Consider the following 23891-nt stretch of genomic DNA (forward strand, 5'->3'; position numbering starts at 1 on the left):
CTGGAGTTCCGCATGTCCAAGACCGTCCTGATCACTGGTGCCACCTCCGGTTTCGGCAGCGCCGCCGTGCGCCGCTTCGCCGCCGCCGGCTGGAAGGTCATCGCCACCGGCCGGCGCGCCGAGCGCCTGCAGGCGCTGGCTGCTGAACTGCCTGCCGGGCAGGTGCACACTGCCGCGTTCGACATGCGCGACGCGCAGGCCTTGTCCGCCGCGATCGATGCATTGCCGGCCGCATTCGCCGACATCGACGTGCTGGTCAACAACGCCGGCCTGGCACTGGGCACCGCGCCCGCGCAGCAGGCCGACCTGAGCCAGTGGCAGCAGATGATCGACACCAATGTCACTGCGTTGGTCACGCTCACCCACCGCCTGCTGCCGGCATTGATCGCGCGCCGCGGCGCGATCATCAACATCGCGTCGGTCGCGGCGACCTACCCGTACACCGGCGGCAACGTCTACGGCGGTACCAAGGCCTTCGTGCAGCAGTTTTCGCTGGGCCTGCGCGCGGACCTGCATGGCACCGGCGTGCGCGTGACCTCGATCGAACCCGGCATGGCCGAAACCGAATTCACCCTGGTGCGCACCGGTGGCAACCAGGTCGCGTCGGACACGCTGTACCGCGGCGCCACCCCGATGACGGCCGACGACATTGCCGAGCAGATCTTCTACGTCGCCAGCCTGCCGGCGCACTTGAACATCAACCGGCTGGAAATCATGCCGGTGACGCAATCGTTCGCCGGGTTCCAGGTGGCGCGCGACGCGCAATGAGGCAGTACGCCTGACAGGCGGCTGCAAACGGTCAGCGCGCAACCTGCGAGCTACGCGGTGTGATGCACCGCGCAAGCCATACGCCGCATCCAACGGAACATCGAAAAGCCGCGCACTGCGCGGCTTTTTCTTTTTCGGTTCCGCCCGTCAGATGGATGGACTGCAACCAGCACGTACAACGCGTCGTCGAGCTACGCCCACGACCCGGGCAGTGTGGCCACTAGCGCACCGAAGACTTGAGTGAACTCACCAGCCACTGACCGCATCACGCCAGCTCGGCATCACTGCGCGCAGCTGCACGTCGCCGTAGCAGCACACCGCGCAGCTGGAGAAACGGGCGCTCCACCGCGTAATGCAGCAACGCACCCGCCGCCAGCGCCACCACGCCATACACCACAAATGCCAGGATGCCGCGGCCGTCCAGCGTGGCGCCAAACCAGCTCTGGGTCACATGGAACATCGCCTTGTGGGTCAGATACACGCTGTAGGACATCGCCGCCAGCCACGCAGCGCCCGGCACGCGCAGCCGGCCAAGTGCGCTGCCGGTCGCAGTGCCCGCCAATACCAGCAACGCCAGCCCGAGCGAGAGCACCGGCCAGCCCACCGCGTTGCCGAGCAGACCGGTGCGTTCGCGAAACAACCACATCGCCAGCGCCAGGACGGCCACGCCGGCAAGCGCCCAGGTGTTGCCGCGCTGCTGCAGCCACTGCCAGCTATGCTGGCGAAAGACCTTCAATACCGCCAGCACCACACCCGCCAGCAAACCATCCAGCCGGTTCCAGGTGGGGTAATAGATGTCTTCGACAAACCAGTTGCGCTGCTGCCCGCCGCCGAGTTGATCCAGCGCCGTGTTGTGCAGCCAGACGCTGGTGCGCAAGGCGATGCCGGCAAGAACTACCGCAACGCACACCGCGACCACGCGCTTGGCCGATGGGCGCCGCAACAGCAACGTCGCCAGCAGTGGAAACACCAGATAGAAATGCTCTTCCACACATAACGACCAGGCGTGCGAAAACGCGGCCTGCTCGCCGTAATCGACGAACAGGTTCAAGCTGAAGGTGACGAACATCCACCATGGCGCCAGCCCGGGCGACTCGCGGAAACCCGGCCATGCCATATATATCGCCAGCACCACCAAAAACGCCGGCAGGATGCGGAAGGCACGGCGCAGGTAGAAATCGGCAAAGTCCAACTGCTTGCCGCGCGACAGCGGAGTCAGCACCTGTGTGCCGATCAAAAAACCGCTCAGCACGAAGAACAGGTCCACGCCCATCCAGCCGTAGCGCGACAGCCACGCCCAGTCCGGCCCCAGCCCGCCGACCACGAACGAATGGAACAGCATCACCCAGACGATGGCGATCCCACGCAACAGGTCCAGAGCGCGATAGTGCATGCGGGCGCGAGCAGCCGAGGGAGCCCGATTGTGCCGTATGCCGATGGCGCGCAGCGCGTTGCTGGGCCTGCGTAGCAGCGCGATTGCGATCGCGATTAAAACCGACATCGAAACCGATGCGGCCAATCACCAGCATGCCGCACTGCTACCGCAGCTGCGTCCCCTCCCTGTGCCTGGCTGCTGGCGCATTACAACGGCGGCGATTGCGACGCGCGCACGCCGACTCGCATGCCGCCGCCAACCACGCAGTGCCGCGCTAGACGCTGCACTGCACGTTGCGAACGCTGCGGCCTGATCCGCAGCGTCCCCACGCTTACGCAACGGCATATTGCTCGATCCGTTACGCGACAGCGTGCTGTTCAGTGCGTGCGATCGCTGCTGGCAGCGCTGCAGCCGGTGCAAGCAGTTGCCAGGCTTCCAGCTGATCGACCGCATTGCGTACACCGTCTTCGTCGCGGATGCGTTGACCGAGCGCGCGCGCAGCCGCACGCATGGCCGGCGCGCTCGCCTGCTGGATGGCGGCGGCCAGGGTTTCCGGCTGCAACCCGACCCGCGCCAGCGCCGGCGGCGCAATGCCGCGCTGGGCCAGGCAATGCGCCCAGAACGGTTGGTCGTAGCCGAACGGCAACACCACCGACGGCACCCCGGCCGTCAGCGCCGCGCCGGTGGTACCGGCGCCGCCGTGATGCACCGCCACCGCCACGCGCGGGAATAGCCAATCGTGCGGGGCCTGTTCCAGATTGAAAAAGCGCTCGGCATCCTCGTCGGCAGCGCTCTCCCCGGCCGCCAGCCCGCCCCAGCCGCTGGCCAGCAAGGCGCGTTGCCCGGTCAGCCGCACTGCCGCCTTGACCGTGGCAGTGAGCTGCGCCGCATCGCTGCTGGTCATGCTGCCGAAGCCGATGTACAGCGGCGGCGGGCCGGCCTGCAGAAACGCCTGCAGCGCCGCCGGTGGTTGCCACTGCGGCTGCGGCAGTTGCCAGAACCCGCAAACCTGCGCGCTGGGCGGCCAATCCGGCGGGCGCGGGCACAGCTGCGCGCTGTAGCCATAGATCACCCGCAGCGCACTGCGATCCGGGCCGGTCCAGGGATACGCCGGCAACCCCAGTGCCGGGCGCACGATGTCGTTGAGCGCCGGCCGCAGCAGCTGCCAGCCGGCAAAGCGCACCAGGTGATGCAGCGCCACGCTCACCCGCCCCGGCAGACGCACGCTGGGCATCACCATCAACGGCAGATGGCGCGACGCGGTGAGCGGCTGCAGTTGCGCGAACACCACCGGCACGCCGTACGCCTGGCCCAGGCTATGCGCCAGAAAACTCGCACTGCCCACGCCTAGGATCAAACCGGCATCGGCGCAGGCCGCGCGGCCCTGCTCGGCCCAGTCGCGTGCCCAGCTCAGCAGCTGCGCGCGCAAGGTGCCCCAGATGCCGCGCCAGCCACCACGCATCTCGGCCACCTCCGGGTTGCCCTGCAGCAGCTTCTGGTGATCGCCGCTGAGCGGGAAGAATTCCAGCCCGTTGGCCCGGATCATCGCTTCGAAATTGCTGCTGGTCAGGACCCGCACCGGGTAGCCGCGCGCCTGCAGGCCGCGGCCCAACGCGATGATCGGCCGCACATCGCCGTGGGTGCCCAGGGTGGCGATCACCACCGGACGGGTGGGCGTGATGCCAGCAAGAGACTCAGGCATATTCGGCCACCCCGTCGCTGGCGGTGGCGATGCTGCCGCTGCGTTGCGCGGCTTGCGCGGTGGCTGCATGCAGCAAACCACTGAGCGTGGCCGAATGCGCCGACGACAGCATCGAATGGTGATCGCTGTCCAGCGCGTGCAGGTGCAGGTTGCGCACGTATGGGCGCCAGGCCTGCGGGCGGTAATCCACCCACACCGCCTCATCGCCGCCGGAACTCATGCGCACGCTGGCTTCGACGAACAGCACGTCCTGGTCCAGCGGCTTGGGCCGATGACGCCGCGCCAGCTGCAGGTGATGCTGGGTCATACCGCCCATATCGTCCAGCAGCGTGGGGCGTTGTTCGAGCAGCTGGCGCACCGCGGGCAGATCGTCCAGCCCGTAGTGCGCGCACAGCAGGCTGGCCAGTTCGGCCACCGTGGTCGGCATCGGCTGGCCCGGTGCCGGATGCAGGCCCAGCGCGTGCACCGAGGCGCGCACGTTCTCCGATTCCGGCAGCGATGCGGCCTGCTCCAGATGCGGGTAACTGTCGAGCATGGCCAGCAACTCGACTTCTTCTCCAAGCGCATGCAACTCGGCGGTCATGGCGTGCGCGATCAGCCCGCCCAACGACCACCCCAGCAACCGGTACGGCCCGGCCGGCTGCACGCTGCGCAGCCGCGCCAGGTAGTCGCGCGCGATCGCCTCGATACTTTCCGGGCGATGCTGCGGGTCGCTCAATGCCGGCGATTGCAGTGCATACACCGGCCACTGCGGATCCAGCTGACCGAGCAAGGTCAGATACGACCAGCCCAGCCCGACCACCGGGTGGATGCAGAACAGCGGCGTGATGCCGTCCGTGCCCGCACGCAGCGGCAGCAGCACGCTCAACGGGTCGTTGGGCGTGTGCGCGCTGCGCTTGATCACCTCGGCCAGGCCGGCGATCGTCGGCGCATGGAACAGCGTACCCAGCGGCAATTCCACCCCGAACAGCTGCGGGAAACGCGCAGCCATTTCCGCCGCACGCAGCGAGTCGCCGCCGAGTTCGAAGAAGTTGTCGTCCACGCCCACCACTTCGATCCCCAGCACGTCCTGCAACACTGCCGCCAGCTGGCGTTCGAGCGCATCGCGCGGCGCCAGGTGCGCGCGTTGCGGCAGCGCACCGGGCGCCGGCAATGCGCGCCGATCCAGCTTGCCGTTGGAGGTCAGCGGCAATGCCGCCAGCGGCACCCACAGGGTGGGAATCATCGATGCGGGCAACCGCTGCTGCAGATGCGCGCGCAGCAGTTCGGTCGATGGCGTGCTGCCGTGCTTGCCCACCACATAGGCCAGCAACTGCAAGGCGTGATCGCCATCGCTGTGGCCTACCACCACCGCCTGCGCCACCTGCGAATGCAGCAGCAACGCGTTTTCGATTTCGGCCGGCTCCACCCGATGGCCGCGGATCTTCAATTGCGCATCGGCGCGCCCGATGAATTCCAGCAGACCATCGCACCGCTGACGTACGCGGTCGCCGGTGCGGTACATGCTGCTGCCATCGTCGGCGAACGGATCGCGCATGAAGCGCTCGCTGGTCAGCTGGCGTTTGCCGCGATAGCCCTTGGCCACGCCGGCGCCACCGATGTACAACTCGCCGATCGCACCGGTCGGCAGCGGTTGCCGCTGCGCGTCCAGCACATAGACGCGCGTATTGAGCAGCGGCCTGCCGATCGGCGGTGCGCCGGCATCGCTCAGCTGCAACGGCATGATGGTGGACCAGATGGTGGTTTCGGTGGGGCCGTACAACTGGGTCAGGCGCCCCACCCGGCTCAGCAAGTGCGTGGCCAGCTCCGGCACCAGCGCTTCGCCACCGATCAACGCGTGGATGCGATCCAGCGCCAGATCCTGGTTGGCCAGCAGGATGCGCCACAGCGATGGCGTGGCCTGCACCACGCTGATCTGTTCGTGCGCGATCAGGCGCGCGAGGCTGCGCGGGTCGTGGGTGATGCCGGCCGGTGCGATGACCACCCGCGCGCCCACCAGCAACGGCAGATACAACTCCAGCCCGGCGATGTCGAAGGTGATGGTGGTGACTGCCAGCACACGATCGCGCGGACGCAATGCCAGCTCGTGCTCCATCGCATGCAGGAAATTGAACAGGTTGCGGTGGCTGATTTCCACGCCCTTGGGCGCGCCGGTCGAGCCGGAGGTGTACAGCACGTAGGCGGTGCCGTCCGGTGTGGCGAGCGGTGCGATCGCTTCCGGCAACACGGCCGGGCGCGGATCCAGCCAGACCATGCCGCCGAGCAGGTAGCGCTCGCACAAGGCCGGTTCGCACACCAGGGCGATCGCACCGGAATCGTTGAGCATCTGGCGGTTGCGCGCGGCCGGGCTTTCCGGATCCAGCGGCAGGTACGCCGCACCGCTCCACATCACCGCCAGCAACGCAACCAGCAGTTGCTCGCTACGCGGCAAGGCCACCGCAACCACATCGCCAGGGCCCACGCCATCGGCCACCCATTGCGCAGCGATACGCGAAGCGAGTTCGCACAGCGTGGCGTAATCCAGCGTGCGGTTGTCGTATTGCACCACCACCGCGGCGGGCATCACCTCGGCACGTTGCAGCATGCCATGCAACAGCGTGGCCGGTTCCGGCAGCGGCGCTGCGGTGTTGTTCCAGGTGTGCAGCAGGCGTCGGCGCTCACTGTCGCCGAGCACATCGACCTGGCCCAGCGCACATTCCGGGTCGGCCAGCACCGCCTCGGCCAGATGGGTCAGACGGCGGCAATGTTCGGCCAGCTCATCGCTGTCGTACAACGCCGGGTTGGCATCCAGATCGAACCGCAGTGCCGCGCCATCGCCACGCTCGTAGCAGAAGATGGTCAGGTCGTCGGCCGGGCCGTTGGAGAGGTTGTGCGGCACCGCGTACGCCTCGCCGAAACGCAAGGTGTAATCGAAGGCCTCGATGTTCACTGCCAGCCGCGCGAATTTCTGCTCGATGCCGAACATGCCCAGGTCGCGGCGCACATCTTCGAAACGATACTGCTGATGGCGCAAGGCATGCCGCACCACCGAGGAGACCTGCGCGAACAGGCTGTGGATCGGCTGTTGCGGATCCATTTTCAGGCGCAGCGAAACCACATTGGCGACCAGGCCTGCGGTTTGCCGGTAGCGCGCATTGATGCGGCCGGTCACCGGCATGGCCAGCACCAGATCCTCGGCACCGGTGCAGCGGTAGTAGTACGCGGCAATCAGCGAGATCAGCATCTGCGGCAGGCTGGCGCCGTGCTCCTTGCCCAACGCGCGCAAACGCACCACCTGCTGCGGCGAAAACTGCCCGGTGCCGCGCAACAACCCGGTGGACAGATGATTGCCCGGCCGCGCCAGCGTGGCCGGCGGCGGCAGATCGGCCAATTGCTGCATCCAGTAGGTGCGATCGCGCTGGAAGCGATCGGACTCGCGGTACTGCTGCTCCAGTTCGATCAGCGACAGCGCGCTGCCGTATTGCGCAGGCTCGGGCTCCACGTTGGTCACGTAGGCGTTATAGAGCACCGACATGCGCTGCATCATGATCGATGCGCAATAGCCATCCATCACCAGATGGCTGACGCACTGCACCCACATGTGGTGATCCTCGCCCAGGCGGAACACCGCGCAATGCCACAACGGCCCGTTGTGCAGGTCCTCCGGCTTGCGGATCTCTTCATCCACCCAATGCTCGGCAGCATTGCGCGGCGAAGGATCTTCGCTGACGTTGAAATACGGCACCGGGGCGGTGTACTCGGGCAGTACCACCTGCCGCGGCGCCCCGTCTTCTTCGACGATGCACAGCCGCAAGGTGTCGAACTCGCGCGCCAGCTGCAAGGTGGCGCGGATCAGCAACGCGGGATCCAGCGGGCCGAACATTTCCAGCGCCTCGGACAACATCAGCGTGTTGTCGGTGTGCAATTTACTGGCCACCCACAGGCCGCGTTGCGCTTTGGTCAAAGGAAAAACAGGAGAGGCGTCAGCGTGCATTGCGTGCATCCTTCTGGTGTGGCGCGCAGTCCGTCGATGCACCTTGACCGTCATGCGGTCAATGAACGCCGAATCAGCACCTGGCCTAAGAAAATGAGAGGTAAGAAACACCGCCGACTACCAGCGAGTGCCGGCAATACACGATGGAAACGCACAATTAAAGATGCCCAGCGAAGCAACGCACACCATCGAAACCACGATGCGCAACTGTCTTATTTGCAGCGCTTACATTCCTACAAGTAAAACGAACACTAACAATTCGCGCAGGTCTGAAACCGTGCAAAAAATCACGAAACACACGTGGTGCACGAAATATTTTTACCGAAGTGTGATTTCAACTAGTGTTCTGGATGCATACATACGTTCAACTCCGGCACCAAAGTCCAGATGGACCACAACGACAGCTCGCCTTATGCGTCGTGGGCGATAAATGCTGCTTTCAAGCGGAATTCGCGCTTTGCTTGGTATATCCGATGAGCGTTTGAATAAGACCAGTGATGCATCGACGTTGCTGCAATTACGTTATTCGGTAAATCACTTTGAGAGAGAAGTGCGTTTTACGGCGTCAGTGCCCGTTGCGGGCAACGATCACGCAACGGTCGTCCGGTTGTCATCGGTCTGCAGCACAACGCACTGAAAACGTGCACCGCCATGGCTTGCGACGCGTGGCATGCCGTCCGCACCAGCCGCATTTCTCGCTGCGGGCCTGCGTAGCAGCAGGCTGCGCAGGCCCGCAGCGGCCTGCGCAAGGCAATACGACACGGGGCACAGCAACGCATCAGGACAGCTCGGCGGCGCCGGTAGCCCACCGGCACGCCTATCCGGCGATGCTTCAAACACGCCCGCAACCGCTGCACCAGCGTGTTGTGCTTCCCTCGGCGCTGCGGCACCTGCCGCAGCGCGTGCACGATCAGCCCAACGGTTCGTCGGACAGATAGGTGTAGCCGGTGAGGCCGGCTTCCAGCGCCGCGCTGAGCTCCTGTGCGCGCTCGGGCGACAGCTGCGCGGCGGCGATGCGCTCGGCATAGGTGGCGCGCAGCGTATCCAGCTGATAGCCCACGTAGTCCAGCATCACATCGGTGGTATCGCCGCGGCGCTGCTGGGCGATGCGATAGCCATCGCCATCCACGGCCACTTCCACCGCATCGGTATCGCCGAATAGGTTATGGATATCGCCCAGGATTTCCTGGTAGGCACCTACCAGAAAGAAACCGATGCGGTAGCTTTCGCCCGGGTTCAACGTGTGCAACGGCAACGAGCTGTCCAGGCTTTCGTTCTCGACATAGGTCTTGACCATGCCGTCCGAATCGCAGGTCATGTCGGCGATGATGCCGCGCCGCTGCGGCGCCTCGTTCAAGCGCTCGATCGGCACGATCGGAAATACCTGGTCGATCGCCCACACATCCGGGATCGACTCGAACACGCTGAAGTTGACGAAGTACTTGTCCACCAGCCGCTCGTTGAGCTCGTCCAGCACCGGGCGATGGCTCTTTTCGTCGAAGCTCAAGCGCGCGCGCACGCCGTGCGCGATGGCATAGAACAGGTCGTCGATGCGCGCACGGTGGGTCAGGTCGATCTGGCCCAGTGCATACGCGCTCAAGCCTTCGGCATGGAAGTGCTGCGCTTCCTGGAACAGTTCCACCGCCGGGCGCACATCCAGTTCGTCGTGGATCTCGCGCAGGTGGCGGATCGCCGCCGGTTCGTCGCCGTGCGCATCCGGCACGCGGCCTTCCGGCGCCTGCTCCACTTCGGACACGTTGGCGATCAGCACCGCATGGTGTGCAGTCATCGCGCGCCCGCATTCGGTGACGATGCGCGGCGGGGTCAGGCCGTGTTGTTCGCAGGCGCTGGCCAGCGGCTGCACGATGTTGCTGGCATACGAATGCAGGCCGTAATTGATCGAGCAATAGCTACGCGAGCGGGTGCCTTCGTAATCGATACCCAGGCCGCCACCGACATCCACGTGGCTGATCTTCGCGCCCAGGCGCGACAGCTCCACGAAATAGCGGGTGGCCTCGCGCATGCCGTTGGCGATGTCGCGCACGTTGGAGATCTGCGAGCCCATGTGGAAATGCAGCAACTGCAGGCAATCGGCGTACTCGGTGTCGCGCAAGGTCTTCCACAGGTCCAGCACCTGGCGCGGCGAGAGCCCGAACTTGGCCTTGTCGCCACCGCTGTTCTGCCACTTGCCTGCGCCCAGCGAGGCCAGCCGCATGCGCACACCCAGGCCCGGCTTGACCTCCAGCGCGCGCGCCTCTTCCAGCACCAGCTTCAGCTCGGAAGGCTTTTCAATGACGATGAAGGTCTGCAGGCCGAGCTTGCGCCCGATCAGCGCCAGGCGGATGTATTCGCGATCCTTGTAGCCGTTGCACACGATCAGCCCGCCCGGACGCGACAGTGCCAGCACCGCCATCAGCTCCGGCTTGCTGCCCGCTTCCAGCCCGAAACCGTCGCCGTGGTGGCCGGCCAGGGTGCCGGCCACGCCGCGATGCTGATTGACCTTGATCGGATACACCGCGGTGTAGCCACCGGCGTAATCCCATTCCGACTGCGCTTGCGCAAAAGCCGCCTGCAACTTGCCCAGGCGCTGGCCCAGGATGTCCGGGAAGCGCACCAGTAGCGGCAGCTTGGCGCCGGCCGCGCGCGCGGCGTCCACCACCTCGGGCAGCGACACCGCCGGGCCGTCGACGGTCGGGCTGACCACCACGTGGCCGGCAGCATTCACATCGAAATACCCGTCGGCCCAATGCGGGATCGAATAGGTCTTGCGGGCTTGGTCGAGGGACCAATCGCTCATTTCGCTGTCTCGGCTGGAATAAAAAAGGGCGTGAAGTGTAACGCCTGGCATGCGCAGGGTCCGTTACAATCCGCGCCGATTCACGCCCCTCGCCTGATTGGAGCGGGTGGAATGCAGGTTCAGCCACCGCGCAGTTTGACTGTACGAGGCTGCGCCCGACCCTCATCCGGCGCTTTGCGCCACCTTCTCCCGGTGGGAGAAGGAACAGTTCCCTTCTTTTCAGGATTTTTTGCATGAGCGCCAACGACAACTGGTACATCGAACACTTCCAGCCGACCGGCTCGGCGATCGGGTTCCGCATCAGCGGCAAGCTGGACGAGGTGCAGTCCCCGTTCCAGAAGATCGAGATCTACCAGACCACCGATTGGGGCAAGCTGATGCTCATCGACGGCGCGGTGATGCTGACCAGCCGCGACAACTTCTTCTATCACGAGATGATCAGCCACCCGGCGCTGTTCACCCATCCCGCGCCCAAGCGCGTGGTGATCATCGGCGGCGGCGACTGCGGTACCTTGCGCGAGGTGCTCAAGCACCCGGGCGTGGAACGCGCCACCCAGTGCGATATCGACGAGCAGGTCACCCGCATGTCGGAGACCTATTTCCCCGAGCTGTGCGACTCCAACCACGATGCGCGCGCCGAACTGTTGTTCGACGACGGCGTGGCCTACATGGCCAACTGCCCGGCCGGCAGCGTGGATATCGTGATCGTCGATTCCACCGACCCGGTGGGCCCGGCCGAAGGCCTGTTCAACAAGGCGTTCTATGAGAGCTGCTTCAAGGCGTTGAAGGGCGACGGCATCCTGGTGCAGCAGTCCGAATCGCCGCTGGCGCTGCTGGACCTGATCAACCAGATGCGCACCGAAATGGGCAAGGCCGGCTTCCAGTCGTTCAAGACCCTGCCGTTCCCGCAGCCGTGCTACCCCACCGGTTGGTGGAGCGTGACCATGGCCAGCAAGCAGGCCAAGGCCGATTTCGCGTTCCGTCAGGACGCCGCGCAGGCCAAGGGCTTCGAGACGCTGTATTACACCGCCCACCTGCACACCGGCGTGCTGGTCGCCCCGCCGTTTGTGGCCAAGGCACTGGGCGAGTAAGCGCAGCTGACAGCACGACTGCGCTCACCGCCGGGCGGGCGCAGTCGGTGCAAGACGCCGGCCGCGCCCGCTGTGTGATGGGCGCAAGCATGGCCTGCTGCTTTCGGTACGACACGGCGTGCAGATCTACAGCGCGTGAGCTGATAGCGCGGCGCAACCGCCTGCACATGCAGTGCTTGCGCCACGGTGGTCGATGGTGACGCCGCTGCGCTGCACGCCCGGGAGCGGCAATCAGCCGAGGCACAGCTGCATGCTGGATGCGCTAGTGAGTGGCGTCCCTTGCGCCCGCATCACCCCAGAGATCCATGCACGCTGGCCCTGCAAGGCCAGGACCTGCGCGGATGTCTGAGCGGCCTATAGCCGCGCCAGCACTTCGGCCTTCTTGGCATCGAATTCGTCCTGCGTGACCAGCCCTGCATCGAGCAATTGCTTGAGCTTGCTCAATACCTGCATCGGGTCGTCAGCGGCAGGTGCGGGATTGGCCTGCGGCGGCACCGCGCCTTGCGCAGTGGGCGCGTGCACCACCACACCGCCGGCCGCCGCACGCAACTTGTCGATCTCCAGCTGCTGGCGCTTTTCGTAGGCGGATTCTTCCACCTGCTGCGCATAGGCATAGACGCGCCGCGCCTGTTTCTTGGGCAGGCTGTCGATGGATGCGTACGCGCCTTGCGTGGTGCGGCACATGATGGTCGCCCCAAGCATCTGTTCGCTCATGTGCACATCCAGCACCTCGCGCCAGGGAAAATCGCGGAATGTCATGCCGAACAACTTGGGGTAGACCACGATGAACCTGCGGTTGGTCAGTACCACCGCATCCGGCGACAGGTTCATCACCATCTTCTTCTGCACGGCGATGTACTCGACCTGCTCGTCGCGGGTCAGCAACTCGGTGACCTTGGGCAGGATCTTGCCGACTGCCACAGGGTCCTGCTCGTCTGTCAAAAACTGCGCCAATGCGTCCATCTGCCCTCGCCTACGGCTGATTCACTGCGTTGAGCGCGACACTACAACAACCCGCATGGATGGGTGTGCAATGCCGATGAGCGCCGGCGGCACGGCGTCACCTTCGCTGCGCTCAACTGCGCAGCCGATGCAATGCCAGCTCACGAAAAAGGGCGGACGTTGCCGCCCGCCCTTCGTGACCATCGCCCTGCATCAGAAGCGGACTTCGGCTCCGAAACTCATCACTTCGGCACGATTGATCGTGAGGTCTTCGTAGTCGTCGTAATACTCGTCAGCGTAGACATAATTCGTGTACAGCGCGCTCAAGCTGACGTGCTTGCCGATATCTACGCCAAGACCGGCGCCGACGTAGGCGCCGTAGACGCGCTCGTTGTAGTCCTCACCTTTCGCCTTGCCGCCCCAATAGCCCAGCCGCACGAGCGCAAAAAGGGGAACATCGCCAAAGTTGAAGCGTGCCGTTCCACCGATGCTGCCAAAATCCACATTGGGAATGACGACAAAGCCATCCGCATCCTTGGAACCGTCCACTTTCCCGGTTGCCGCTTCGATGCCGATCAATGTGACCGGACCTGCGCGCCAGCGGTAGCCAACGTTAAAGCCCTGCATATCCTGCTTGCCGTTTTCAAACACCTTGGCTTTGCCACTCTGCACGCCAAGGAACAGGCCGCTCTTGAGGCGCTGCTCTTCTTCGCGCAGCGGCGGCGGTACGTAGGCAGGCGCGACCGGCGCCGCTACTGTCGACGCCTGCTCGGCCACCGTACTGAACCCGCCAGCCTCACCGGTCTGGCTGGTGCCGCTTCCACCGACGGCAACCGGCGCGCCGCCGATGCCGGCTTGCGAGGGGCGCGACGACTGCGCTGCCGGCGCACTCGCGTCCTGCGTGCCGGTCTGCTGCTTTTGCTGTTGCCGGTAGCTGTCCCAGCCGCGCGACAACGATTGCGCCGAGGCCTGTGCCGTGACGCCGAAGGCCGTGCAGGCCAACAGCAGTGTTGCGGTCCTTTTCATCGCTTCCCCCAATGAGTCGTACTCCATCGTTCCCGCATCCTTGCGCACGCAGGGGTCACCTGACGGCGTCTGGAAGTGGCGCAGTTGCTGTCGAATTCGGGGGCTTTCCCCGCATCACCGGATGTCGTGCGACATCAATCCAGGCGCCGTCCCTGAGAACGTGCGCGTACTCACGCGTGATGCAGCCCCCTGACCGCAGCCGGCACAGTGTCTGGAGTCTCAGCAGCTGTCAAGAAGGGAGTGGATGGGCAGCTGGCGGTGGTCAAGGACTACGGCCGCTATCGCCGCACGCTGCTGGCCCCGATCGCGCGGCTGATGGTGCGCCACGAGGCCAGGATGCTGGCGCAGCTGAAGGGCTGGCGGCATGCGCCGGCCCTGCTCGGCACGCTGGGCGGCCTGGCGCTGGGCATGGAGTTCATTCCCGGCGACACGCTCAGCGCCAGCGCGGTAGTGGGTCAGGAGGTCTTTCAGCAACTGCAGCAGGCGTTACGCCGGCTGCATGCGTTCGGCATCACCCATAACGACCTGCATGGCACCAATGTGGTGGTCAGTGCAGGCGTGCCGGTGCTGATCGATTTCACTTCGGCGTGGCGATTCCCGCGCTGGTTGCGTCGCGGCACGCTGACGCGTCAGCTGCAGCGCAGCGACGTGGCCAACTTCCAGAAAATGCGCCAGCGCCTGGCCGGCATCGCACCGACAGCCGACGAGGCGGCACGCAGTGCCGAACCGCGCTGGGTGCATGCCATTCGCAGCGGCTGGAAGCGGCTGTATCGGCGTTTGAAAGGCACTGCATAACCAGCGTTGCTGACCGAAAGCCGCTCTTGGAGCGGCTGGCCAACTTGCTACGTCATCCGCTGCGCTGATTGCATCGGTTTGATCTGCAGAGCGCAACATCCTTCGAGCGCTCTATGCCACGCCATGTGCTGCGATGCAGTGGCAGTGGCGCTGCCGCGTTTGCCTGCACCGCGACGCGAACAGGCACCCATGCGCGTCGCGGTGCCTGCGCATCAACCCATCACTTTGCCGGTGCCGAAGCGGCAACTGCCGGCGCGCGATAGGCGATCAAGCTCGGTGCATCGGTGACGAACCGGTCGAGCACGCCGTCGGCGATCTTGACCGGGCCCCCGAAGCGGGTGGCGCCGGGAATCGATGGGATGGCCGCGGCGTTGGCTGCAAGCGCAGCCGCCTGCGCAAACAACGCGGGCGCCTGCGTGTCGCCGCGACTGGCCGCATCCAGCCCGGCTGCGGTCTTCTGCAGCGCGCGGCCCCAGCCTTCCATTGACTCCAGCCAGGGACGCGATTGCGCGGCAAAGCCCTTGTCGGCCACGCCGTCGCGGATGATCTGCGGCGCGGCCGCCAGCTCGTCGGCAGTGCGCGCCAGTTCGGCGATCGCCTGCGTGCGCGCTGCCGTATCGCCCAGCGCGATTGCTTCGCGCACATGGTCGAGCACGGCCTTCAGCCGTGGCGCCTGCTCCTGCCACGGCTGGCTGCCGAAGGTGGGCGCCAGGTGCTGGGTATCGAAGAAGGTCAGCAACGCTGCGGTGACGCGCGTATCGCCGCCGGCCAGATCGCGCGCCGCCGCATGCCAGGTGCGTTGTGCGTCGTAGCCTTTGTCGTTCCAGGCGAATGCGGTCACGCCCATCACCGCCACGCGGCTGGGCACTTCCTGATTCATCGGGTTGGAGACGATGCCCGACAATTCGGCCGACAGGCCGGCCTCGCGCCGCGCATACGGCGCCATCAGCAGGCGCCCGGCCGAGGTCTCGAAATCGTTGACCGGGTAGTTGTCCCACAGCAGCGTCTTGCGGCCGAACGCCTTGGTGGCCGCGCGCGCATCGGGGATGGAAATGGCCGGCGGCACCACGTCGGTGCCGGTCCACTGCACCACCACCTTCGGGTCCAGATGCTTGCGCAGCGCCTCCTTGTACGGGCTTTCCTTGGCGTCGTAATACTCCGTCGGCACCATGATCAATTCCGACGCTGCATCGTGGCGCGCAACCAGATCGGCCTGCACCAGATTGAGCAGATGCGATTGCGCGATGCCCGCCGCCTGCGCGCCGGACTCACCGAAGGTGGTCTTGTCGCGCTCGCAGTTCCACTTGGTGTATTCGATATCGTCCAGCGCCACATAGAAACTGCGCACACCCAATGCACGGAACGCATCGAACTTGCGCAGCAGCGCCTTGGCATCGGCCGGATCGGAGAAGCACACGGTGGGGCCCGGCGAAATCGCATAGACGAAATCGACGTGATTGCGCTTGGCAGTGGCAGCCAGCTGGCCCAGCGCCTTCAAGGTCGCCTTCGGGTACGGTTCGCGCCAGCGATCGCGCGCGTAGGGGTCGTCCTTCGGGCTGTAGATGAAGGTGTTGGCCTTGGTGCGGGCAAGGAAGTCGATGTGCTTGCTGCGGTCGCTCATCGACCACGGCGCGCCGTAGAAGCCCTCGATCGTGCCGCGGATCGGCATGGCCGGGTAATCCTGGATCGTCAGCGTCGGGATGGCCGGCCGCTCGAGCAGCTGACGCAGCGTCTGCGCCGCGTGGAACAGGCCATCGCCGTCGTGACCGGCCAGCGTGATCAGGCTGCCGCGATCGAGGGCAATGCTGGCCAGCGTGTAGCCCTCCTTGTGCGTGTCCTGCACCGCCCTGCTGCGCGTCAGCGCGTCGCGCACCACTGCGGCATCGCCGGTACCGAGCACGATGTGCGGGCGGTCCAGCGTGGCAGGCAGACGCGTGGCAGTGGCAATTTTGCTGACGCCGGCCGTCGTGAGGATGCTGCGCACCAGCGCGACTGTGGCCTTGTCCGCGCCCGGCGCGACCACCAGCACCACCGACCGGCCCAAGCTGACCGTCGCGCCGTCCAGCGTGATCGACACCGGCGTCGGATAGATCGCCGGCTGGGTCACCGGGTCGATCACCGCCTGCGCGAATGTCGGGGCGGCCACGCCCAGCCCGACCAATACCGAAAGCAGGCGCATGCCCGGCTTGCTGTTGCGTCGCTTCATGTCGAACTCCGGTATTGGAATGGTATTACGCCCTAGAGTAGGCAAGTCGCGCAGTGGCGACAAGCGCGGCCGCATTCGCGTCTGGGCCGGACCACTTAGCACGGTTTAGTTACGCGTCCGCCCAGCGCCAGCGCCGATCAGGGCGAGCCCGGCGGCGCCATGTGCGGTATTGAAATGGTATGAGCTTCGTTGGCCGGGATGGTCCCCATGCGCTGTCGCCGGCTCGGGCATGCACTCACTCGTCGGCCCGTCAGCCATCGCCATAACGACAATCGCCGGGCGCAGACGACCGGTGCCCGGCATCGGCATGTGCCACGCGCACGCTGCATTCCTGCGTGTCGCCAACACCCACCTGACGACTCCTTGCCGGGCAGCTTTAAGCCGCGACCTACAGCGCGTCGCTATCCAGCTCGCCGGTGCGGATGCGCACCACCGTGCCCAGGTCGTACACGAACACCTTGCCGTCGCCGATCTTGCCGGTGCCGGCCGCCGCCACGATCGCCTCCACCACGCGTTCGGCCTGGTCGTCGGTCACCGCCACCTCGATCTTCACCTTGGGCAGGAAATCGACCACGTATTCGGCGCCGCGATACAGCTCGGTGTGACCCTTCTGCCGGCCGAAGCCTTTGACCTCGGTCACCGTGATGCCTGCCACGCCGCAGCCGGCGAGCGCTTCGCGCACATCGTCGAGCTTGAACGGTTTGACGATGGCCATGATCATTTTCATCGGTGCAGATCCCAGGGCATGACGGCCGCGCAGCATACCGTGGACGCAGGCAACACTCATCCAATGCGGCAGCGCCGTCACCTCGGACCACAGCCGAATGGGACTATCCTTACTGCCTGCCGACTGCCTTGCCGATGTCCCGCATATCCCGGCCTGCATTAGGCTTCCTACGGACCTGCGGAGAACACCATGATCGATTTCAATCAGCTCGACGACCTCGCCCGCCGCCTCAGCGACCTGGTGCCACCGGGCCTGCGCCAATCGCGCGAAGAACTGCAGAGCACCTTCAAGGGCGCGCTGCAGGCCGGGCTGGGCAAGCTGGACCTGGTCACCCGCGAAGAGTTCGACGTGCAGCGTGCGGTATTGCTGCGCACCCGCGAAAAACTCGACGCGCTGGAGCAGACGGTCGCCGCACTGGAAGCGCGCGCGCCCGGTACGCCGCCCGCCGCACCGCCCACCACTCCCTGAGTTAAGGCCTTCCATCATGAGTCTGGCGCTGGTGCACAGCCGTGCCCGCGTGGGGGTGCATGCGCCTGAAGTTCGGGTGGAGGTGCATCTCTCCGGCGGTCTCCCCTCCACCCAGATCGTGGGCCTGCCCGAAGCAGCAGTGCGCGAATCACGCGAACGCGTGCGTGCCGCGCTGCTGTGCGCACAGTTCGAATTCCCCGCCCGGCGCATCACCATCAACCTGGCACCGGCCGACCTGCCCAAGGAAGGCGGCCGTTTCGACCTGCCGATCGCACTGGGCATCCTGGCCGCCAGCGGGCAGATCGACCGCCAGGCGCTGGCCGAGTACGAATTCCTCGGCGAGCTGGCACTCACCGGCGAGCTGCGCGGTGTCGACGGCGTCCTGCCCGCCGCGCTGGCGGCCGCGCAGGCCGGGCGAGGGCTGATCGTGCCGCTGGCCAACGGTGCCGAAGCCGCCATCGCCGGGCACGTCGAAGCCTTCACTGCACGCACCCTGCTGGATGTCTGCGCCGCACTCAACGGCAGCCAGAGGGCGCCCGCCGCCGAACTGGCGGTGCAGGCACTCGGCGCGCGCGCCCTGCCCGACATGGCCGATGTCCGCGGGCAACCGCACGCCCGCCGCGCGCTGGAGATCGCCGCTGCCGGGGCCCATCACCTGCTTCTGGTCGGCAGCCCCGGCTGCGGCAAGACCTTGCTGGCTTCGCGCTTGCCCGGCCTGTTGCCCGACGCCAGCGAAGCCGAAGCCCTGGAAACGGCCGCGATCACCTCGATCAGCGGCCGCGGACTGGATCTGGCCCGCTGGCGGCAACGGCCCTACCGCGCCCCGCATCACACTGCCAGCGCGGTTGCCCTGGTCGGCGGTGGCACGCATCCGCGCCCCGGCGAGATCTCGCTGGCCCACAACGGCGTGCTGTTTCTGGACGAATTGCCCGAGTGGCAACGGCAGACCCTGGAAGTGCTGCGCGAGCCGCTGGAATCGGGCCTGGTCACGATCTCGCGCGCGGCGCGCAGCGTGGATTTCCCGGCACGTTTCCAGCTGGTCGCGGCCATGAACCCCTGCCCATGCGGTTGGGCGGGCGATGGCAGCGGGCGGTGCCGCTGCAGCAGCGACAGTATCCGCCGCTATCGCAGCCGCATCTCCGGCCCGTTGCTGGACCGCATCGATCTGCATGTCGAAGTGCCACGGCTGCCACCGCAGGCGCTGCGCAGCGGCAACCTGGGCGAGGACAGCGCCAGCGTACGTGTTCGCGTGATCGCCGCACGGCAGCGACAACTGACGCGCAGCACCTTGCCCAATGCGCAACTGGATCAAGCCGACACCGACCGCCATTGCCGCCTGCAGCATGACGATCAGTTGCTGCTGGAGCGCGCGATCGAACACCTGCAGCTGTCCGCGCGCTCGATGCACCGCATCCTGCGCGTGGCACGCACCATCGCCGATCTCGACGACAGCGCAGACATCGCCACGCGCCATCTCACCGAAGCCATCGGCTACCGCAAACTGGATCGCGCGCTGAGCGCCGCCAGCGCCGCATAGCGCGCTGGGTGGGGTCATCCAGCGGCGTGCGATGTTGGGGTCAGGCACGGCCACACTGGGCTGCACATGCATGGCACGCGCAGTGTTAGGACGCTACGTAACTTCCAAGGGTGTTACTTCGTCGCAAGGGTGCTACGTCGTTCGCCGCCCATATGGCGTTCAACTCCTGACCCGCTCAATCAGTGGGGGACACGCTGGTCGATGGTTCAACGTGTTCAAGGCGCAGCATCAATACCCAAGCACGCCCAGCTCCCGCCCTGTCCGGCATCCCAACATTCATTTCATGGCGATGCACGTACAACGGGCGCCACTCCATTGTGCTGAGGCCCGCATGAGCCACCACCGCGAACTCGCTACCGTTCCCTCGCTGGATCTGAATCGCTATCTGGGCACCTGGTACGAAATTGCACGGTTGCCGATTCGCTTCGAGGATGCGGACTGCACCGATGTCTCGGCGCACTATTCGCTGCAGGACGATGGCACGGTGCGGGTGCAGAACCGCTGCCTGACCGCCGAAGGCGCGTTGGAAGAAGCAATCGGCGAGGCGCGCGCCATCGACGACAGCCATGCGCGGCTGGAAGTCACCTTTCTGCCCGAAGGCCTGCGCTGGATTCCTTTCACCAAAGGCGATTACTGGGTGATGCGTATCGATGCGGGCTACACCGCTGCGCTGGTCGGCGGTCCCGACCGCAAGTACCTGTGGCTGCTGGCAAGGCTGCCAAAGCTGGACGAAAACATCGCCCAGGCCTATCTGGCGCACGCACGCGAACAGGGCTTCGACCTGGCCCCGCTGATCCATACCCCGCACACCGGGCGACTGACCGAGCAACCGCTTCCCTGACGGCTGCGCGCAGCTCCAAAGGCTGCCAGCACTCTCACGGCGAGAGCCCGCACCCTTGCGCGGCGAGTGTCTCGTTCGCACAGGGAACTGGGGTGCACGGATAGATCAACCGTAGACGGCTGAACCGCTGCCGGGCTGCAGGCCCCCTGCCTGCCCACCATCGCGGCACACGCCGTGGATCCATTCCTCAAAGCTCTGATGCGGCATCCATGCCGCGTAGGGTCGCGCGATAGTGGGCAGTCAAAGACCCATCAAGATGTCGCTGTACATCGGCGCAAACAGGGCAAGACGTGGGTTGTTCGGATGACGGTGTGCATCTCGAATGCCGCCCGGCTCAACCGTTGAGCGTGCCCAGATCCTTGGCGGCGGCCTGAGCGCCTTCCAGGCTGTCGAAAGCCACGCCGGTGTCGCCGACCACGTACTTGGTCAGTTCGCCGTCGCGTGTGGTTTCCTGCATCTTGAAGATCGGCACTGCATCGGTGCCGCCGACGCGTTCTTTCTGCGTTGTCATGGGTGATTCCTCCAGGTGAAAGCGCCTTGCATGGGACCGGATTGTCCCGCCGCTGCCGTGCGGCAGCGCAGGCGAGCCGACCCTAGCGCGGCGTCGCGTGCAGGCGCGTGAATCCACCGGCGAGCCCGACTGCCACGACCTACGGCGGGATGATCGGCAAAAAAATCACAGCCGCTTCGCTCCACCGACGCGCGCAATGCACGCGTGTGTCGTACATTCGCGACGTGCAGCCTCATCAGCCCATGCCCTGTGTCACCAATCGCTGCGTGCGACGCGCCCGCTCGCCTTCCGGGCCGGTGTGGGCCGTCCGCCAACGCCCGCGCTGTCCGCACTGCCCCGGGGGCTGTGCGTGAACTGGCCGCAGCGTCGATCCGGGTGGTGAGGTGAAGCGTCAACGCATCATCAGTGTGACCGTGCTGCTGGTGCTGCTGTGCGCAACACTTCCGATCGGTCTGTCGTACTACCTGGCCTGGCGGCTGGCGTTGTCGCGCGAGGAGAGCAGGCTCAGCCAGTTGGCCGCACTGTCGATCCGGCGCACCGAAACTGCCTTCGACGAGGCGCATGGCGCATTGCTGAGCATGGCCGCCTCGCAGGCGCCGCCATGTTCGCCCGCGCACCTGGCGCAGATGCGCGCACTGGTGCTGACCAGCCATTACATCGTCGAGCTTGGGCATTTCCAGCAAGGTCGTCTGCGCTGTACCTCGTGGGGGCAACTGCCCGACAGCATTCCGCAGACCGCTGCCGATTTCGTGGTCAAGCGCGGCATCGCGGTGACCACGCGGCTGCTGCCGTTGGCCAACCCGCAGCATCCCCTGATGGCGCTGCAACTGGACGACTACAACGTCCTGATCAACCCCAACACGCTGGCCGACCTCAATATCCCGCCAGGCCTGCAACTGGCGATCGGCACACCGGACGGGCAGCTTCTCAGCAGCACCGGGACCGCCGCCGAACAGTTGCTGGTCGAGCCGCCGGCAGACAGCGCGCCAGACCCTGAGCGAGCGCAGGTACTGTCCGGCCGCGACCGCCGGGGCGATTGGGCCGCGGTGGTCACCGAGCCGGTAGCCTATCTGCGCGGGCCACTGGCAGCGGCACGGCTGCAGGTGGTGCCGGCCGGCGTCGCGGTGGCGCTGCTGCTGGTCGGGGTGGTGCTGTGGATATCGCGACGTCGGCTTTCACCGCTGGCGCGTCTGGAGATTGCAGTGCAGCGCGGCGAGTTCATCGTGCACTACCAGCCGATCATCGCGCTCGACAGCGGTGCCTGCGTCGGCGCCGAGGCGCTGGTGCGCTGGCAGCAACCCGACGGCGTGCTGGTGCCGCCGGACGCCTTCATTCCGCTGGCCGAAGAAAGCGGCCTGATCTTGCCGATCACCGACCTGGTGGTGGCCGAAGTCATCCGCGAACTCGGCCTCACCCTGGCGGCCGACCCGGACCTGCATGTGGCCATCAATGTCTCTGCCGAAGACATCAAGAGCGGCCGCGTGCAAAGCGTGCTAGCGCAGGCATTGCGCGGTACCGGCGTGGACAGCGGGCAGCTGTGGGTGGAGGCGACCGAACGCAGCCTGATGGACATCGACGCGGCGCGCACCACCATCACCCATCTGCGTGGCGCCGGCCACACGGTGTCGATCGACGACTTCGGCACCGGCTATTCGAGCCTGCAGTATCTGCAGGGCCTGCCACTGGATGCGTTGAAGATCGACAAGTCGTTCGTGGACACCATCGGCACCCACTCGGCCACCAGCGCGGTGACCGCGCATATCATCGAGATGGCCAAGACGCTGCGGCTGCGCACCATCGCCGAAGGGGTCGAGCGGCAAGAGCAGCTTGATTATCTGCGCGCCCACGGCGTGGACCTGGCGCAGGGCTGGTTGTTCTCGCGCGCATTGCCGGCCACCGGCTTCATCGCGTATCACGCACAGGCGCGCAGCGGCACGCATTGACCGCAGCAACAAAAAAAGGCCGCCATGGGCGGCCTTTCGATGGCGATCACGCGCTGCGCAATGCGGTTACGCGCTCTGCAATGCCCCGCTGCGCTGGCGCACCGGCTTGGGCCGGCTCGGGAACGCGTGACGCACGATCCGCCACATCACCTGGCCGAACTGCCGCGGCAGCGAGCCGGTGTTGTAGTGCTGGCCGTAGCGCGCACAGACCTGCTTCACTTCCACGGCGATCTGCGCATAGCGATTGGCCGGCAGGTCCGGGTAGAAGTGATGCTCGATCTGGTGGCTCAAGTTGCCCGACAGCACGTTCATCAGCTTGCCGCCGGTGAGGTTGGACGAACCGCGCAGCTGGCGCAGGTACCAGTGGCCACGCGACTCGTTGCGGATCGATTCCTTCGGGAACACTTCCGCATCGGCAGTGAAGTGGCCGCAGAAGATGATCACGAAGGTCCAGATGCTGCGCAGCACGTTGGCGGCAAGATTGCCCAGCAGCACGGTCAGGAAGAACGGGCCGGCCAGCAGCGGAAACACGATGTAGTCCTTGAGCATCTGGCGGCCCATCTTGCGGCCGACCGGCAGGAACGAAGCGCGCAATTCGGCCGCCTTCATCTTGCCGGCAAACCAGCGGCCCAGACGCAGGTCCTGGATCGCCACGCCCCATTCGAACAGCAGCGCAAACACCACCGCGATGAACGGCTGCAGCAGGTAGAACGGGCGCCAGCGCTGCTCGGGGAAGATGCGCAGCAGGCCGTAGCCGATGTCATCGTCCATGCCGCGCACATTGGTGTAGGTGTGGTGCTTGAAGTTGTGCGTCTTGCGCCAGTTGTCGCCGGTGGCAACGATGTCCCACTCGTAGGTGTTGCCGTTGAGCTGCGGGTCGCCCATCCAGTCGTACTGGCCGTGCATGACGTTGTGGCCCAGCTCCATGTTTTCCAGGATCTTGGACAGCGTCAGCAGCACCACACCGGCAATCCACGCCGGAATCAGCACGCTGTGCACGAACGCGCCCAGGAACAGCAGCGCGCGGCCGGCCACGCCGGTCCAGCGCACGGCCGCCACGATGCGGCGGATGTAGCGCGCATCGTCGGCGCCCACCTGGCGCTGCACGCGGGCGCGGATGGCATCGAGTTCGTCGCCGAAGGACTGCAGTTCGGCAGCGGACAGGGCACGGTTATGGACTCGGCTCATG

At 65.8% G+C, this 23891-nt stretch carries 16 protein-coding genes and 1 pseudogene; 7 read left to right on the forward strand and 10 right to left on the reverse strand.

The features are described 5' to 3' along the window. The first annotated feature begins 12 nt into the window (after positions 1–12). Complete coding sequence (locus A7D16_RS11180; protein ID WP_064632662.1) at positions 13–768, forward strand: SDR family NAD(P)-dependent oxidoreductase; 756 nt, start codon at positions 13–15, stop codon at positions 766–768. A 265-nt stretch (positions 769–1033) separates the two neighbouring features. Here the strand turns inward: A7D16_RS11180 and A7D16_RS11185 are convergent, their stop codons facing one another. The 4 genes from A7D16_RS11185 to speA form a co-directional block, all read right to left on the reverse strand. Continuing rightward, positions 1034–2161 (reverse strand): acyltransferase family protein, encoded by a 1128-nt coding sequence (locus A7D16_RS11185; RefSeq protein WP_064632664.1) that lies wholly within the window; start codon positions 2159–2161, stop codon positions 1034–1036. Positions 2162–2501: 340 nt separating this feature from the next. Further along, positions 2502–3845: a glycosyltransferase gene (locus A7D16_RS11195; RefSeq protein WP_064632668.1), complete on the reverse strand. Its 1344-nt coding sequence runs from the start codon at positions 3843–3845 to the stop codon at positions 2502–2504. Beyond that, positions 3838–7818 carry a non-ribosomal peptide synthetase gene (locus A7D16_RS11200; protein ID WP_064632670.1) on the reverse strand — a complete coding sequence of 1327 codons (3981 nt, stop codon included), beginning with the start codon at positions 7816–7818 and terminating at the stop codon, positions 3838–3840. The genes A7D16_RS11195 and A7D16_RS11200 overlap by 8 nt, the downstream gene beginning before the upstream one ends. Positions 7819–8728: 910 nt before the next feature. Next, positions 8729–10615, reverse strand: a complete 1887-nt coding sequence (gene speA / locus A7D16_RS11205; protein ID WP_064632672.1) for an arginine decarboxylase — start codon at positions 10613–10615, stop codon at positions 8729–8731. Between the two features lie 233 nt (positions 10616–10848). Between speA and speE the strand changes: the two genes are divergently transcribed. Then, complete coding sequence (speE, locus tag A7D16_RS11210) at positions 10849–11706, forward strand: polyamine aminopropyltransferase (RefSeq protein ID WP_064632674.1); 858 nt, start codon at positions 10849–10851, stop codon at positions 11704–11706. A gap of 354 nt (positions 11707–12060) precedes the next feature. Here speE and A7D16_RS11215 read toward each other — a convergent pair whose 3' ends face one another. Further along, positions 12061–12669: a PH domain-containing protein gene (locus A7D16_RS11215; RefSeq protein WP_064632676.1), complete on the reverse strand. Its 609-nt coding sequence runs from the start codon at positions 12667–12669 to the stop codon at positions 12061–12063. Between the two features lie 192 nt (positions 12670–12861). Further along, positions 12862–13674: an outer membrane beta-barrel protein gene (locus A7D16_RS11220; protein WP_064632678.1), complete on the reverse strand. Its 813-nt coding sequence runs from the start codon at positions 13672–13674 to the stop codon at positions 12862–12864. 240 nt (positions 13675–13914) lie between these two features. Between A7D16_RS11220 and A7D16_RS11225 the strand changes: the two are divergent. After that, positions 13915–14469: pseudogene (locus A7D16_RS11225) on the forward strand (RIO1 family regulatory kinase/ATPase domain-containing protein); the annotation flags it as partial. Between the two features lie 220 nt (positions 14470–14689). On the opposite strand, the gene A7D16_RS11230 reads toward A7D16_RS11225, so the two are convergent. Then, positions 14690–16675, reverse strand: coding sequence for a beta-N-acetylglucosaminidase domain-containing protein (locus A7D16_RS11230; RefSeq protein WP_064632683.1), 1986 nt, complete (start codon positions 16673–16675; stop codon positions 14690–14692). A gap of 388 nt (positions 16676–17063) precedes the next feature. Continuing rightward, positions 17064–17438, reverse strand: coding sequence for a P-II family nitrogen regulator (locus tag A7D16_RS11235; RefSeq protein WP_199680230.1), 375 nt, complete (start codon positions 17436–17438; stop codon positions 17064–17066). Between the two features lie 153 nt (positions 17439–17591). Between A7D16_RS11235 and ubiK the strand changes: the two genes are divergently transcribed. The 3 genes from ubiK to A7D16_RS11250 all read left to right on the forward strand — a co-directional run bounded on the left by ubiK (position 17592) and on the right by A7D16_RS11250 (position 20248). Beyond that, entirely contained in the window at positions 17592–17870 is a 279-nt protein-coding gene (gene ubiK, locus A7D16_RS11240; RefSeq protein ID WP_064632685.1) for a ubiquinone biosynthesis accessory factor UbiK, read from the forward strand. A 16-nt stretch (positions 17871–17886) separates the two neighbouring features. Then, positions 17887–19407: a YifB family Mg chelatase-like AAA ATPase gene (locus A7D16_RS11245; protein ID WP_064632688.1), complete on the forward strand. Its 1521-nt coding sequence runs from the start codon at positions 17887–17889 to the stop codon at positions 19405–19407. Between the two features lie 331 nt (positions 19408–19738). Continuing rightward, positions 19739–20248, forward strand: coding sequence for a lipocalin family protein (locus tag A7D16_RS11250; RefSeq protein WP_064632690.1), 510 nt, complete (start codon positions 19739–19741; stop codon positions 20246–20248). A gap of 334 nt (positions 20249–20582) precedes the next feature. Here the strand turns inward: A7D16_RS11250 and A7D16_RS23740 are convergent, their stop codons facing one another. Next, positions 20583–20759, reverse strand: a complete 177-nt coding sequence (locus A7D16_RS23740; RefSeq protein ID WP_010374782.1) for a hypothetical protein — start codon at positions 20757–20759, stop codon at positions 20583–20585. Positions 20760–21142: 383 nt separating this feature from the next. On the opposite strand from A7D16_RS23740, the gene A7D16_RS11260 reads away from it, so the two are divergent. After that, a complete protein-coding gene (locus tag A7D16_RS11260; RefSeq protein ID WP_064632693.1) occupies positions 21143–22702 on the forward strand; it encodes an EAL domain-containing protein in 1560 nt (519 codons plus the stop codon). A 66-nt stretch (positions 22703–22768) separates the two neighbouring features. On the opposite strand, the gene A7D16_RS11265 is transcribed toward A7D16_RS11260, so the two are convergent. Further along, the gene (locus tag A7D16_RS11265; protein ID WP_064632695.1) at positions 22769–23890 is read right to left on the reverse strand and encodes a fatty acid desaturase family protein; all 1122 of its coding nucleotides are present in this window, start codon (positions 23888–23890) and stop codon (positions 22769–22771) included. Position 23891: the final 1 nt, after the last annotated feature.

It is taken from the genome of Xanthomonas nasturtii (assembly GCF_001660815.1).
GTDB lineage: Bacteria > Pseudomonadota > Gammaproteobacteria > Xanthomonadales > Xanthomonadaceae > Xanthomonas > Xanthomonas nasturtii.

What these genes read in the sequence shown, in the direction of transcription:
- A7D16_RS11180 (WP_064632662.1), top strand. Translation starts at nt 13, where the DNA reads ATGTCCAAGACCGTCCTGATCACTGGTGCCACCTCCGGTTTCGGCAGC.
- A7D16_RS11185 (WP_064632664.1), bottom strand. Translation starts at nt 2,161, where the DNA reads ATGCACTATCGCGCTCTGGACCTGTTGCGTGGGATCGCCATCGTCTGG.
- A7D16_RS11195 (WP_064632668.1), bottom strand. Translation starts at nt 3,845, where the DNA reads ATGCCTGAGTCTCTTGCTGGCATCACGCCCACCCGTCCGGTGGTGATC.
- A7D16_RS11200 (WP_064632670.1), bottom strand. Translation starts at nt 7,818, where the DNA reads ATGCACGCTGACGCCTCTCCTGTTTTTCCTTTGACCAAAGCGCAACGC.
- speA (WP_064632672.1), bottom strand. Translation starts at nt 10,615, where the DNA reads ATGAGCGATTGGTCCCTCGACCAAGCCCGCAAGACCTATTCGATCCCG.
- speE (WP_064632674.1), top strand. Translation starts at nt 10,849, where the DNA reads ATGAGCGCCAACGACAACTGGTACATCGAACACTTCCAGCCGACCGGC.
- A7D16_RS11215 (WP_064632676.1), bottom strand. Translation starts at nt 12,669, where the DNA reads ATGGACGCATTGGCGCAGTTTTTGACAGACGAGCAGGACCCTGTGGCA.
- A7D16_RS11220 (WP_064632678.1), bottom strand. Translation starts at nt 13,674, where the DNA reads ATGAAAAGGACCGCAACACTGCTGTTGGCCTGCACGGCCTTCGGCGTC.
- A7D16_RS11230 (WP_064632683.1), bottom strand. Translation starts at nt 16,675, where the DNA reads ATGAAGCGACGCAACAGCAAGCCGGGCATGCGCCTGCTTTCGGTATTG.
- A7D16_RS11235 (WP_199680230.1), bottom strand. Translation starts at nt 17,438, where the DNA reads ATGCTGCGCGGCCGTCATGCCCTGGGATCTGCACCGATGAAAATGATC.
- ubiK (WP_064632685.1), top strand. Translation starts at nt 17,592, where the DNA reads ATGATCGATTTCAATCAGCTCGACGACCTCGCCCGCCGCCTCAGCGAC.
- A7D16_RS11245 (WP_064632688.1), top strand. Translation starts at nt 17,887, where the DNA reads ATGAGTCTGGCGCTGGTGCACAGCCGTGCCCGCGTGGGGGTGCATGCG.
- A7D16_RS11250 (WP_064632690.1), top strand. Translation starts at nt 19,739, where the DNA reads ATGAGCCACCACCGCGAACTCGCTACCGTTCCCTCGCTGGATCTGAAT.
- A7D16_RS23740 (WP_010374782.1), bottom strand. Translation starts at nt 20,759, where the DNA reads ATGACAACGCAGAAAGAACGCGTCGGCGGCACCGATGCAGTGCCGATC.
- A7D16_RS11265 (WP_064632695.1), bottom strand. Translation starts at nt 23,890, where the DNA reads ATGAGCCGAGTCCATAACCGTGCCCTGTCCGCTGCCGAACTGCAGTCC.